Source organism: Candidatus Paceibacterota bacterium (genome assembly GCA_030583745.1).
Taxonomy (GTDB): domain Bacteria; phylum Patescibacteriota; class Minisyncoccia; order Phycocordibacterales; family BOKC01; genus BOKC01.
Genome location: CP129473.1, coordinates 211,771 through 225,503 on the forward strand (window position 1 = coordinate 211,771; position 13,733 = coordinate 225,503).

General features: G+C 42.1%; 14 protein-coding genes and 1 tRNA gene. 13 read left to right on the plus strand and 2 right to left on the minus strand.

The genetic code is table 11. The features are described from left to right. The first annotated feature begins 2 nt into the window (after positions 1 to 2). The 6 genes from QY304_01065 (at position 3) to QY304_01090 (ending at position 4,106) form a co-directional block, all read left to right on the plus strand. Positions 3 to 251, plus strand: coding sequence for a hypothetical protein (locus QY304_01065; GenBank protein WKZ26675.1), 249 nt, complete (start codon positions 3 to 5; stop codon positions 249 to 251). Between the two features lie 180 nt (positions 252 to 431). Next, positions 432 to 977, plus strand: a complete 546-nt coding sequence (locus tag QY304_01070) for a hypothetical protein (protein ID WKZ26676.1) — start codon at positions 432 to 434, stop codon at positions 975 to 977. 131 nt (positions 978 to 1,108) lie between these two features. Continuing rightward, positions 1,109 to 1,471: a hypothetical protein gene (locus tag QY304_01075; protein WKZ26677.1), complete on the plus strand. Its 363-nt coding sequence runs from the start codon at positions 1,109 to 1,111 to the stop codon at positions 1,469 to 1,471. 175 nt (positions 1,472 to 1,646) lie between these two features. Then, a tRNA-Pro gene (locus QY304_01080) sits at positions 1,647 to 1,720 on the plus strand. Between the two features lie 334 nt (positions 1,721 to 2,054). Continuing rightward, positions 2,055 to 2,996, plus strand: a complete 942-nt coding sequence (glpX, locus tag QY304_01085) for a class II fructose-bisphosphatase (protein WKZ26678.1) — start codon at positions 2,055 to 2,057, stop codon at positions 2,994 to 2,996. A gap of 63 nt (positions 2,997 to 3,059) precedes the next feature. Then, on the plus strand, positions 3,060 to 4,106 hold the full coding sequence (locus QY304_01090; GenBank protein ID WKZ26679.1) for a fructose-bisphosphate aldolase class I: 1,047 nt from the start codon (positions 3,060 to 3,062) through the stop codon (positions 4,104 to 4,106). Between the two features lie 294 nt (positions 4,107 to 4,400). Here the strand turns inward: QY304_01090 and QY304_01095 are convergent, their stop codons facing one another. Then, the gene (locus QY304_01095) at positions 4,401 to 4,577 is read right to left on the minus strand and encodes a hypothetical protein (GenBank protein ID WKZ26680.1); all 177 of its coding nucleotides are present in this window, start codon (positions 4,575 to 4,577) and stop codon (positions 4,401 to 4,403) included. 38 nt (positions 4,578 to 4,615) lie between these two features. Between QY304_01095 and QY304_01100 the strand changes: the two genes are divergently transcribed. From QY304_01100 to QY304_01110, 3 genes are all read left to right on the plus strand, one after another. Continuing rightward, positions 4,616 to 5,341: a hypothetical protein gene (locus tag QY304_01100; GenBank protein ID WKZ26681.1), complete on the plus strand. Its 726-nt coding sequence runs from the start codon at positions 4,616 to 4,618 to the stop codon at positions 5,339 to 5,341. Positions 5,342 to 5,430: 89 nt separating this feature from the next. Next, positions 5,431 to 6,012 carry a DNA-3-methyladenine glycosylase gene (locus QY304_01105; GenBank protein WKZ26682.1) on the plus strand — a complete coding sequence of 194 codons (582 nt, stop codon included), beginning with the start codon at positions 5,431 to 5,433 and terminating at the stop codon, positions 6,010 to 6,012. Between the two features lie 14 nt (positions 6,013 to 6,026). After that, entirely contained in the window at positions 6,027 to 7,061 is a 1,035-nt protein-coding gene (locus tag QY304_01110; protein ID WKZ26683.1) for a hypothetical protein, read from the plus strand. A gap of 126 nt (positions 7,062 to 7,187) precedes the next feature. Here the strand turns inward: QY304_01110 and QY304_01115 are convergent, their stop codons facing one another. Beyond that, complete coding sequence (locus tag QY304_01115; protein ID WKZ26684.1) at positions 7,188 to 7,730, minus strand: NUDIX domain-containing protein; 543 nt, start codon at positions 7,728 to 7,730, stop codon at positions 7,188 to 7,190. 290 nt (positions 7,731 to 8,020) lie between these two features. Between QY304_01115 and QY304_01120 the strand changes: the two genes are divergently transcribed. The 4 genes from QY304_01120 to QY304_01135 all read left to right on the plus strand — a co-directional run bounded on the left by QY304_01120 (position 8,021) and on the right by QY304_01135 (position 13,733). Continuing rightward, on the plus strand, positions 8,021 to 9,175 hold the full coding sequence (locus QY304_01120) for a replication-associated recombination protein A (GenBank protein WKZ26685.1): 1,155 nt from the start codon (positions 8,021 to 8,023) through the stop codon (positions 9,173 to 9,175). Positions 9,176 to 9,321: 146 nt separating this feature from the next. After that, a complete protein-coding gene (locus tag QY304_01125) occupies positions 9,322 to 10,251 on the plus strand; it encodes an acyl-CoA desaturase (protein ID WKZ26686.1) in 930 nt (309 codons plus the stop codon). A 141-nt stretch (positions 10,252 to 10,392) separates the two neighbouring features. After that, entirely contained in the window at positions 10,393 to 11,001 is a 609-nt protein-coding gene (locus QY304_01130; GenBank protein WKZ26687.1) for a stage II sporulation protein M, read from the plus strand. Between the two features lie 38 nt (positions 11,002 to 11,039). Next, on the plus strand, positions 11,040 to 13,733 hold the full coding sequence (locus QY304_01135; protein WKZ26688.1) for an HAD-IC family P-type ATPase: 2,694 nt from the start codon (positions 11,040 to 11,042) through the stop codon (positions 13,731 to 13,733).

Sequence of the window (13,733 nt, forward strand, 5' to 3'; positions counted from 1 at the left end):
TTATGAATTTCTTTCCACTTCGCGTATTCGCAATAGATCGAGAAATTTTTGTCGGCGATGCCAAGTCGCTTATTGTACCAAGTAAAACAGGGGAACTTCAAATTTTACCTGAACATGCGCCTTTAATTTCTCTACTTAAAGAGGGTGATTTAATAATAGAAAAAACCGATGGTGGCGAAGAAAAATATCCGATTGCCGGTGGCACTCTACAAGTTAGTGATAGGGAAGTCTTGGTGTTAGTAAGTTTTTAGACATCTAGTAACCAATTTATCTTCATTAGCTAGCGAACTACGTCGCTTACAAACCGAGTAATTAAATTCTAACTAAAACTTCTTATTTAAAAAAAGTCGGGGTTTTTGACACAAAACTAAATTTGGATTAATATCTTCCATGGAACGCACAAGATAAACCGAGATTGTCTCTCGGTTTCAATGATTAAAATGGGGGTGTTCAGAATGGGTGGCCTCAATGACACGGACGTCAGAAGAAAGATTCCACTCAATCAAGCTGTAAGAAGGGAGGTGGTGATCAAGAAAGCTGGAAAAAAAACACAAGAAACACAAGGAGGCAACGTCGACTTCAACGTCTGGGTGGTGGGTGTCCTACTCAATGTGAAGGATGTCATCCAACCCGGGAGGGACGAAAAGGTCGACATTATCGGGATTACGCCCGAGATGCTAGGAATTACAGAAGAGGTCGGGCATCAGAGATTCTGCGAGGAGGCAGCAAGGTGCTGTGTTTTTGGAGGGAAGCTCCGTCTCTGCCATCCGGCTTTGGTGACAGATATCGCCGAGCAACATCCAGATCTCTGCGAGACGCATACGTTCATTGGAATGAAAGGTGTGAAAGTCCCTAGCGCCCAAATTCCGATGATTCTCGCCCTCTCAACAGATTCAGTTGGGCAACCGGAAATCGTCTGCGCCTTTGCCACCGACAAGATCGAAACAGGCACAACTGTTCTCTTTGTTGTCGGGTGAGAATGTCTCAAACAACAAGTAGTTCTAGATCGGGCTTCCGCAGGGAGCCCGATTTTTATTGATTTTTCTTTTGTTTTGGGTAGAATTAAAAAAGATTCAAGACACCACAAAACCAGAAAAGGGGGTGGCGGATGCCGAAAGATGAAAAGAAAATACGTAAGCGCCGTAAGCGCGAGTACACGTGGTATGTGGAGCCAACCAGTCCTCTTGCCAACCTCATCTTGAGCAACATGCTTGATGCCGAAGAGACCTGCGAACAAGTCCTACTACAAGACAACTCGACCCGCAATCTTTGGCGTTGTCGCAAACACGACCAAATCGCTCTTTTGAGAAAAAACAAAGACGTCAAAGAGGGCAGAGATTTTGTCGTTTATTGTCAGGAAGGAAACGGCAAAATCAAGGAAGTGTCATTCCCGGCAATCAAGCGCAAAGCGCGTCGGAAGAAAGAAGCCAAACGAGAAGCGAGAGAGCGAAAACAACTAACCCTCTTCTAGTCCCAACCTAGCTCTCAATCGACCCCCGCTGTCCCGGCGGGGTTTTTGTTTGCTTTAAAACAGCTTGATACAATACATAAAATAATGCGGGCTGTGGCCCCATACCAAAGTTGTCAGACAACTTGATACGGGGTAAATATAAAGAGGATTAGTTTTTATTTAATTAGAAGTAAAACGGAGTATAGTATAGTGGTAGTATACACCCATGGGGTGGGTGCGGCTCCGGTTCGATTCCGGGTACTCCGACCAAAACTTCCCAAATTACTACGAGGTAAAAGTTGTAAAATAGGTTCAACTTGTCCCGTACACAGCTTTGCTGTTGTATCGGGATTCCGGGCAGCCCGAACTGAATTAGGGTTTAGGCACTAGGGTTTAGGGTATAGAAATTTAATTAATACATTTCCACCCTGAAGTGGAGGAGTGGAAAAGATAACAAATATGGATCCCGTTAGTAGTCCCCGCCTGCAGGCAGGGCGGACGCACATTGTATAATATTATAGATATGATATTAAAATTAAAAATTAATTTACGGAGTCGAACTCTAAAACATCGATTTTAGCGTTCGCGTCCTACTACTAACGGGATGGACAGAAACCTAGCATTAGAATTTGTAAGAGTAACGGAAGCGGCGGCTATCGCCGCCGCTCGCTGGATTGGTAGAGGAGATAAGAAAAAAGCCGACGGGGCGGCGGTTGATGAAATGCGCGACCGGTTTAATCAGATTAATTTTGCCGGACGAATTGTCATCGGCGAAGGACAAAAAGACGAAGCGCCGGAGCTTTACATAGGCGAAAAAGTCGGCAGAGGAAAAAGCCCAATAATGGATATTGCTGTTGACCCCTTGGAATGCACGGCAAGTGTTGCTTATGGCCGACCAAATGCAATGTCGGTCATTTGCTCTGGCCCAAAAGAGTCTCTCCTTTCAGCACCAGACACTTATATGGAAAAAATCGTCGCGGGGCCAAAAGTAGCAAAGCTAATTCGTCTAGACGCGCCGGTTAAAATAAATATAGAGAAAACCGCCAAAGTTCTCGGTAAAAAAGTAAGAGACATCACGGTAGTGGTCTTAGACAAACCGAGACATGAGAGCTTAATAAACCAAATCAGGAAAGCCGGCGCGCGAGTTCGCCTTATAACAGACGGTGATGTTTCCGGAAGTATTGCAACTTGTATACCTGAATCTGGAATTGACCTGCTTATGGGCACTGGGGGCAGTGCCGAAGCGGTTTTGTCAACTACAGCAATAAAAACCTTTGGTGGCCAAATTTTTTGCCGATTTAATCCACCAAACGAACATCATAAAAATCTTTTAAAAAAATCTGGTTTAAACACAAAGAAAATTTATTCAGCAAATGATTTAGCGAAAGGCAAAGTGCTAACTTTCACCGCCACTGGAGTTATTGACGGGCCGCTTCTAAAGGGTGTTCGCTTTGCCGGAGATAAAATTATTACCCATTCAATAGTCATACGCAGTCAGTCGGGAACAGTTAGGTATATCACGACAGAGCATAGGTTAAATAAATAACAAGTAACTTGTAACTTATAACAAAAACCAACTATTTAAATAGATTTTGATATAATTTATGAAATGAAAAATATAAAAGAACTAAACGAAATCGCAAAGCAGATGGTTGCGCCGGGGAAGGGAATTCTGGCGGCTGATGAAAGCACCGACACGATTGGAAAACGTTTCAGTGCCATAAATCTGGAAAATACCGAAGAAAACAGAAGAGCTTATCGCGAGCTTCTTTTTACAACACCTGATATCGGAAAATATATTTCCGGTGTGATTATGTATGACGAAACTATTCACCAAAAAACAGAAGGTAAAAATAGCTTTGTTTCGGTTTTACAAAATGAAGGAGTGTTGCCAGGAATAAAAGTTGACCATGGGACTATCCCAGACCCGAACTCGCCTGATGAAAAAATTACCAAAGGATTGGAGGGCTTGTCGGAACGACTAAAAGAATATGCCTCTATTGGTGCAAAATTTGCCAAGTGGCGCACTGTTATAACAATTAACAAAAATTATTCGCAAACTGATGGATTGCCGACCGAAGAAAATCTAAAAATAACTGCTAGAGATTTAGCTCAATATGCCAAATACTGCCAAGAAGCGGGAATTGTGCCCATTGTTGAGCCGGAAGTTTTAATGGATGGTAGTCATAAAATAGAAAAATGTGAAGAAGTTACAGAGAAGACTTTAAATTATCTTTTTGAAGAGTTAAATAAAGTCAAAGTACAAATTGAAGGAATAATTTTAAAACCTAATATGATTGTCCCCGGAAAGAATTCGGGACAAAAAACTTCGCCGGAAGAAGTTGCCAAAGCTACGATAAGTTTATTTAAGAAAGTTTTACCTGAAAATCTCCCTGGCATTGTTTTTCTCTCCGGCGGACAAAGTGAAGTTGAAGCAACCGAAAATTTAAATGCTATGAATCAAATTAAGGATTTGCCGTGGCGCTTGAGTTTCTCTTATGGCCGAGCCCTTCAAGAAAGCACTTTAAAAACTTGGGCTGGTAAAAAAGAAAATGTTCCAGAAGCTCAAAAAGTTTTTCTCCACCGCTCTAAAATGAACTCTCTGGCAACTCTTGGCAAATATTCTCTGACTTTGGAAGAAGAAGGTATTGCTTAATCTCAAAACTCCTGATAAATTAAATCTGGAACACGAACAAAAGGAGACACAGAATGAGTCGCGGAACAAAGATGACCTGTAAGAACTGCAGTGCAGACATCACAATGGAAGGTGCTCGAATTTGTCGGGTCTGCGATCCTGATCTCAAGGCAATCATGGATAGACAGGTTGACAGAAATACACCCGAACTATGCAAAAAGTGCTTCGAAATACACCAAGCACAACATGGTGAAGCCACATCAAACAAGCCCCCTGCTGGCGAAAGTCCCTGTCGAAACTGTGGAAACTGTGAGTTTAACCAGTTTGGAAATTGCCTCCAGTGCGGGGTTGGTCCGCAAATCGGCTAACTATCGTCGTGCTACCCACCGAAGCCGGCTGTCCCAACATCCGGCTCTTTTCTTTTTCTAATTTTATGATAATCTGTCGGCAGAATTCAGCCGGACTGTCCGGGTGGATGTAAAATGTTCTCAAAAAATAGGAGAGATACTCATGAGTGGAAAGGAATAGTCATGAAGCCAATCATTCCACTGCCAGGAGAAGATCTCCTGGAACTTGGAAAGCGCTGCAATGCGGTGTATGTGTGTCCGAAGGACGGAGACAGGCGCATCGGACCTCTCGTTGCCTACGCCGGAAAAGACAGCCAGGGGCGGAACCTCGTCGGAGACATCTACTTCAACTTCCGGCGGATCGAAGTTCACCCGAAAGTAGTCGAGGCATTTGCCGAGGTTGCCTGCCAGAAGCTCTGGGAACAGGGTCGCATCGACTCGTTCGACACTGTCTGCGGGATTCCGCAAGGTGGCCGGACGTTCGGTCAAATGCTCGCACTCGTCGCAGACAAGCGTTTCGTGTATGCGGACAAGAAGCCAAAGCCGACGGAAACAGGCAAGAAACAGGAATACACCTGGGATTTGTCGCAATTCGATTTTGAGCAAGGTGAACGTGTCGCTATCGCGGAAGACGTTTACAACAACTTCCAAAATACCGACAGCACCCTGGCCGAGATCGCCGTCACCGGAGCAAACATCGTGCTCCTAGTCGGAGCGCTTAACCGCTCTCTGGTCTACGACAGGACCTACACAACAAAAACACTCCAAATCTTGCCCGTCATCGCTTCCATTCGTGAAGCATATCCGGAATTCGAGCAGGACGATCCCGCTGTTGCAGCGGATATTGCCGCCGGCAACGTCGAGTTCGAGGTAAAGAAGAACTGGGCGAAACTGATGGGGATGCAGTAAACAACACGGGCTGTACATGATGGCCGCCAAACACTTCGGTGTGAGGCGGCCTTTTTTATATTTTTTCATCAGTTTGATATCATTTCAAAATGTCTAAAGTCCTGTCTCAAGAATTTTTTCAAAGGCCGACGGAAAAGGTAGCTATTGATTTGCTTGGAAAAGTTTTAGTTAGGAGAATTGGTCGGAAACAAATCGCGGTAAAAATTACCGAGCTTGAAATTTACGACGGTTTTGAAGACCGCGCTAGCCACGCTTTCCATGACAAGACCGAACGGAATAAAATAATGTTTGAAGAAGGCGGGCGATTTTATATTTACCTATGCTATGGCATGCATTGGATGATAAATATCGTCGTCGGCAAGAAAGATTATCCTTCAGCAATCTTAATTAGAGGCGGAGAAATTGTTTCCAACCTAAAAGCTGACATCTCTACCTCACCGGCAGGCAAGCAAAATCTGAAAACTAATTTAAACGGACCGGGAAAATTGAGTGGGTTTTTGAAAATAGATAAAAAACTTAATGAAAGAAAAGCGATACCTAAAAATAAACTCTGGTTTGAAGATCGGGGATTCAAAATTCCTAAAAACAGAACCCAAAGAACTCCCCGAATTGGGATTCATTACGCCGGGCCCATTTGGAGTAAGAAAAAGTGGCGTTTTGTTGTTAAATAGTCTTTAATTAATTTATGAGTAAAAAGCCCCTTATATTAATCTCTTTGCTGATTGTCTTCTTTTCGACCACATTACTATTTTTTGTGTTTTCAGAAAAAAAAGAGAGAGAGTCTGAAAAACAAAATTTAGAGTGCGCTGATTTTTACTGCTTTGAAAAGCACTATCAGAATCTAGTGGAAAAACAAAACATAACCGCGGCTTTTTCCGACCTAAAAATGCAATATGAGAAAGACAATTCTTTGGTCAAAAATTATTGCCATCTTTTGACTCACGTCATCGGACGCACGGCGGTTAAAAAATATCCTGATTTGATAGAGGCCTATCGACAAGGAGACCACTTTTGCTGGTCAGGATATTATCATGGTGTAATGGAGGGTAATCTCTACAAAACCAAAACAGAAGAATTACCAAAAGTTATAAACGAAATTTGTCAGAAGATTCCGGGTAGAGAAAATTATTCTTTTGACTATTACAATTGTGTTCATGGTTTGGGACACGGTGTGATGTATGTGACTAAAAACGAGCTCTTTAAAGCGCTCAAGCTTTGCGACTATTTGGACGGAGCGTGGGAAAGAGAATCGTGCTATGGCGGAGTCTTTATGGAAAATGTTATTGCTGATTTTGAAAATCACTTTACCGATTATTTGAAACCAGATGAACCGATGTATCCTTGCCCCGCTGTGCCGGAGAAAAACAAACATGCCTGTTATCTGATGCAAACTTCTTTTGTGTTAAAAAACAACGGCTATGATTTTGCTGATGCTTTTAGTGAGTGTCGAAAAGTTGAGGAAAGATACAAGAGAACTTGTTTTCAGAGCTTGGGACGAGATGCTTCCGGACAAACGGTAAGTGATATTAAAAACACAAAAGACATTTGCCTCATCGGCGAAAACAGTGGCGAACAATTATATTGTGTTATCGGCGCAGCTCGTGATTTTGTATCTTATTTTCATTCTGATAGCCAAGCAAAGGAACTTTGCACCACCTTCGATTCTGATATCAGCGATGTTTGTTTGAGAGAGGTTGAGAATTATTATAGAAGTTTTTAGCTGTTTTTGGTCTCATACAAAACATTCCAATATTCTATAGAATGTTGGAATGTTTTGTATGAAAAACGCCCCCGCGCTTCGCGCGGGGGCGTCTGAGGTGCAGTTGAGGGTTGACCCGATATGGTCTTAGCCCTTGGGCACGAGCTTATCGAAAGCCAGACGAACCGCCCCTCTCTCGTCGTAGTACATAGCAATCACATCAAGGTCAGTCACGCCAGTGCTCTTGTCGAAGTCCCGCAGATGGCAGATGTTGCCGACTTCGCTCCCCGGAAGAAGTTCCAGCCCACCGCTTGAAGGTCCGAGATGGATGAGCTTGAGAAAATCGGGATCTGGCATAAAAATGCCGAAAGTGGTAGCATCTTCCGTATCTCCCCGGTGCTCCACCAGCTTGACGAGTCGGCCACGGTTTTGAACCAGAAGCTTGTGAGCAGCTTCCAGACCAAGTTCCTCTTGCGCTTCACGCAAGAGTGCGGCTTCCTCGTCATCGTCGCCCAGTTCCACCCTGCCGTGGCAAGTTACCTGGCAGCCGCCGGGGTAGCTCTCCTTGATCTTGCCATCCGCGAGCTTTTCGGGGTTGAACTTCCCGCGCCGCTGAAGCACCGCAACCACTCCCACCTCGGGAACTTTAGTCAAAACAACCAGTCCAACACTCCGTTTCTTCTCGGCCATTTACGGCCTCCTTTTGTACGATCTGCAAACCTCATTCAAGGAAACCACTTCCTTGAAGTCTAACCAAACATTATCAGAAAGATTTAGATTCTGTCAAGTTTTTTGTAAATTTTTCAAAATTTCGCCACAACTTTTCTCAATTAAATTTACTATCATACTATATAGTATGATAGTAAAAAGATTGGGGATAAAATTGGCAGAAGGGGTGAAATAAAGAAGTAAATAATCGAAAAAAGATCGATTTAAAAAAACAAAAAAACAGTTGCCATTTTTGATATAATTATCGGGCAATGCCAGAGCCACTCGCTTCACAAATCAGACCAAAAAACCTTGATGAATTTATCGGCCAAGGACATTTGGTTGGTAAAAGCGGGCCTATACGCGAAGCAATTGAGAAAGAACATCTTTTCTCTTTTATTCTTTGGGGTCCGCCAGGATGTGGAAAAACTACGCTCGCCAGAATTTATTCTAAAAGCTTAGGAGGAGAACTACACGAATTATCTGCAGTCTCTGCGGGAAAGGAAGACATCAAAAAAATTATCGCCCCTAAACCCCAGACCCTAGACCCTAAACCCCATATTCTATTTCTCGATGAAATTCATCGCTTCAATAAAGCTCAGCAGGACTATCTTCTGCCATTCGTTGAAAGCGGGGAATTAACTTTGATCGGTGCTACAACAGAAAATCCGAGCTTTGAAATTATCGCGCCACTTCTTTCACGTTGCCAAGTTTTTGTTCTTGAAAGTTTTTCAGAAGATGATATGAAAAAAATTCTTAAAAAAACCGGAATGAAAATGCCAAAATCGGCGGAAGATTGGATAATTTCCTATTCTCAAGGCGATGCCCGTCAAGCAATTTCAATCCTTGATAATACGCAACGGATCTTTAAAAAAATTACACTAGAAAACTTAAAAAATACTGTTCAATCTAAACACCTTCGTTATGATAAAAAAGGCGACGAGCATTACAACACTATAAGCGCTTTCATAAAATCGATGCGCGCCAGCCAGCCGGATGCCGCGCTTTATTATCTTGCTAAAATGATTGATGCCGGCGAAGACCCGAAATTTATAGCTCGCAGAATGGTTATTTTTGCCTCCGAAGACATTGGTCAGGCAGCGCCGACCGCGCTTGTGGTTGCCAACGAAGTTTTTCGCGCCGTGGAAACAATCGGACTTCCAGAGGCACAAATCAATCTTGCGCACGGCGTCGTTTATCTTTCTACCGCCAAAAAAGACCGACGGAGTTATGACGCTTATTTCCGCGCTTTGGAAGATGTAAAAAAATATGGTAATTTGCCGATTCCAAAAAATATTTTGAACGCGCCGACAAAATTAATGAAGGATTTAGATTATGGAAAAGGTTATGAAAAATATCCGCCAGACGACGGAAAGAAAAGCTATCTACCCGAGAAATTAAAAGGTAAAAAGTATTTGAAGTATTAGTGGTAAAAATTAATCGACGTCACAAAATTGTGCTATATTGGAAGATGGAAAGTCCCTCTTCGTCTTTCTTGCCAATGCCCGTGTTCAGAACGACAGGTAAATATACTGATACAAAGCACACCACAAACTAAGAAGGAGAAGACAAAATGACGACCGCAGAGACCGGAGTGACGGCTCTGCCGTCGTCTCGTTCCACAAGACTAGGAGTTTTGTTCTTCGTCATTGCCCCACTCGTCGGCCTGATCTTGGCGATCTGGCTCTCTTGGGGGCGCGGGGTTTACGCCCTCGACATCATCCAGCTCGTCTTCTGGCACTCTATCACTGGACTGGGAGTGACAGTCGGTTTCCACCGACTCTTCACTCACGCTTCATTCAAGACCTACTCTCCGGTGAAAGCTACGCTAGGAATCTTGGGCTCAATGACAGCCCAAGGAAACTTGTTCCAGTGGTGCGCCGTTCACATGAAGCACCATCGCTATAGCGATGGAGAAAACGATCCACACTCGCCTCATGCTTACGGAGAAGGATTTTGGGCGGTCTCTCGCGGATTCTGGCACGCCCATGTTGGATGGCTCTTCTCCCATGACATGCCGTCCTCGGAAATGGAGAGGATGACGAAAAAGTTAAGGAAAGAGCGCCTTCTCGTCTGGATCGACAAACTCTTTCTCCTTTGGGTCGCCCTAGGACTTCTGCTTCCGACTCTCGTGGGCTGGCTTTTTGTCGGCACATGGGAAGGAGCTTTCCGTGGTTTTCTCTGGGGTGGAATCATCCGAATAGGAACGGTACATCACGTGACTTGGAGTATCAATTCCGTCTGCCATCTTTGGGGGCGGAAAGATTTCCAAAGTGAAGACCAGAGTCGCAACAACTGGATCTTCGGCCTCTTGGGTTGGGGCGAAGGTTGGCACAACGGCCACCACGCTTTCCTCTGGTCTGCCAAGCACGGTCTTCTACGCGGACAGATGGACCCTAGTTGGTGGATAATCAAAGGCCTGGAATGGCTGGGATTGGCTTCGGGCATCAGAGTTCCTGAAGCCAATGCAATTCAGGCAAAGCGAAAACAACAAAAAGAATAGGGAACTCAACCCGCGCTACCAACTGGAGCGCGGGTCTTTCTTTATCTGAACTTTGAGGAAATAATTTTGGGTTAATTTTCTTTTTCTTTAGAAAACCTATGCTTTCAAGCGCCGTAAATGATAGAATTCTATTAAAATAAAATGACAAGAAATTTTCTAAAAATTGAATTCTTCAAAAAAACAGACGTAGATTATCTGCGAGAACTACGTAGAATGATCGTTTTTTCATCGTTGCTTTTTTTATCTTCGGCTGTTTACGGATTTTTTTTCATTTTTCTGCATCCCGAATCCTCACAAAGATTTTTAGAAATTTTTACCGAACTTTCAAGAAAAATAGTTGACTTAAAACAACACGAGCTGACAATTTTGATTTTCTTTAACAATGGCTTTAAAATCGCCATTTTAATTTTCCTGGGGATTTTATTGGGAATTGCTCCAATAATTTTTTTGACAGCAAACGGCTTCTTACTTGGAGTCGTAGCTTTTATGACGCAATCTGAAAATGGTTGGGCAATTTTCTTGAAAGCCATACTGCCTCACGGAATTTTTGAAATCCCAGTTTTAATAATTGCCGGCGCTATGGGTCTTGAGCTCGGAAAATCTTTTATAAAATTCCTGAACGGCGAGGACGTCTTGATAGCAGAATCTAAATTAGCATTTAGTTTTTTTGCAAGAATTTTGTTGCCTCTTTTGCTTTTTGCGGCTTTTGTAGAAGTTTTCATCACAAAAACTATGATTATTTCTGGATAGAAACACTCATGTATAAGATATGATAATATGTTCTAAAAATGACTGATTGGTATAAAAAAAATTTAGAGACAATCACAAAGGAATTCGGTGTAAATCAAGCATTTGGTTTATCCAAAACAGAGGCCGATGAACATTTGAGAAGATACGGCCCAAATAAACTTCCAGAATCAAAACCAGATGGTTTATTTGTTATATTTTTTAGACAATTCCAAAGTCCTTTAATTTACTTACTTTTAGCCGCATCGGTTCTGGTAATGTTTTTAGAAGAATGGATTGATGCCGGAATCATAATTTTTGTTCTTTTATTTAATGCTATAGCTGGAACCGTACAGGCTGGTAAGGCTCAAAACACTCTATTAGCTCTAAGAAAATTTACCGAGACCAACACCACCGTTTTACGTGACGGTAAAGAAATAATCTTGCCGGACCAAGAAGTGGTCCCAGGTGACATTCTTATTCTACAAGAAGGCGACAAAATTCCGGCTGATGCCAGAATAATATCTGCCCATAACTTAAGAATTGATGAATCCGCCTTTTCCGGCGAATCTTTACCTTCAAGTAAAACTACCGAAATCTTAGAAGAAGAAAATTTATCACCAGCTGAACAAAAAAATATGGTTTTTAAAGGAACGCATATTGTTGGTGGAAATGGAAAAGCGGTGGTTGTAGCTACAGGTTTAGATACAGAGATAGGAAGAATTTCCGAAAAAATAAGTGAGATAAAAACTGAAATTCCACTCCAAAAAAATATCAAGAATCTCTCAAATTTGATAATTATAGTAGTGTTAGTTGTTAGCTCTCTTATTTTCTTTCTTGGCTTATTGACCGGAAAAGCAATTGAGGAAATTTTTCTCTTGTCGGTGTCTATAATAATTTCTGCCGTTCCGGAAGGTCTGCCAATTGTTATTACCCTGCTTTTGGCAACTGGGGTTTGGCGTATGAGTAAGCGCAATGTTTTAATTAAAAAACTTCAAGCTGTTGAAGCACTCGGCCAAGCACAAATTATTGCCGTAGACAAAACCGGCACACTGACAAAAAGTCAGTTAGTGACGCAAAAACTATATCTCGGCAGTGAAGAAAACTTTTCAATTACCGGTGTTGGTTATGATTCAGAAGGAGAAATCACATTCCAAGACAAAAAAATTTTTCCGGAAGATAATCCGCTACTCAAAAGAGCAGGTTTAATCGCCGGTCTTTGCTCAAACGCTAAAATTTTCAAAAAAGATGGCAATTGGAAGATTTCTGGAGATCCAACAGAAGCAGCGCTTTCAATTCTAGCGGTAAAAACTGGCTGGCCGATAAAAAAACTAGAAGACGATTTTCATCAAATAGCAGAAATTCCTTTTGATTACAAACTAAAATATCACGCTGTCCTACATGAAATAGAAGGTAAAAAAATTATCTTTATTTCTGGCGCGCCGGAAATTATTCTAAATTTGTGCAAAAAAATAAAAACTAAAAACAAAGAGGAGGTGCTTGAAGAAGAAAAAAGAAAAGAAATACTTGATATTTTTTCAAGAATGTCAAGTGAAGCTTTGCGAGTTTTAGCTTTAGCCGAAAAAAATACGGATAAAGATTTTCTAGAAAAAGAAGATATCACGGATCTAACTTTTGTCGGACTTTGTGGAATGAAAGACGCTTTACGCGAAGAAGTCCCGGAAGCTATGGCAAAAACCCGTGAAGCCGGGGTCAAGGTGGTGATGATCACTGGTGACCACAAAATTACTGCGGAAGCCATTGCAAAAGAAGCCGGAATTTGGAAAAAAGGAGATAAAATCTTAACCGCTGAAGAACTAGAAAATTTACCAAAAGAAAAGCTGGCAGAGATTTTACCGGAAGTTTCAGTTTTTGCCAGAATCACTCCGGAAAACAAATTGAAGATAATTGAAGCTTATAAATTGCGTGGAGAGACGGTCGCAATGACCGGAGACGGAGTAAATGACGCCTTGTCTTTGGTAGCGGCAGATCTTGGAGTATCTATGGGCAAAGGTGGTACTGAAGTCGCCAAGGAGGCCTCCGATTTGGTTTTACTGGATGATAATTTCGGTAGTATCGTCTCGGCGGTGGAAGAGGGTAGAAGCATTTACCGAACTTTAAGAAAGGTTTTACTTTATCTTTTTGCTACTAGTCTGGGAGAAATTATGGTCATTGCCGCCGCCATGCTTATGGGCCTACCCTTGCCAATTTTAGCGGCACAATTGATTTGGTTGAATTTAGTCACCGACGGCTTTTTGGATGTTTCGCTGGCTATGGAACCAAAAGAAAAAGATATTCTGAAAGAAAAATACAAAAAACCGAATCGGTGGATTTTAAATAGCTGGGATTTGCAAAGGATGATTTTAAACGCCTCAACTATGGCAATAATTTCTATTTTACTTTTTATTTATTTCTTGGACAATTACAGCTACGAACACGCACTTTCAATTTCTCTGACAACAATGGCGGTCTTCCAATGGTTTAAAGCCTGGATTTGTCGCTCCGACCACCTTTCAGTTTTCCAAATAAATCCTTTTTCAAACAAATACCTTTTGGGTGCAACAGGCATTGTGGTCATCTTACAACTTCTTGCCCTCCATACTCCATTTATGCAAAACATCCTACGACTAACCCCGCTTAGTCTAAACGAATGGATTTTGATTATTTCAATCTGCCTTACCGGAGTTGCAATAGATGAAATCAGAAAAATGTTCTATCGAAAATTTGAAATGAAAAAAAATCTTGTTCAGATATAA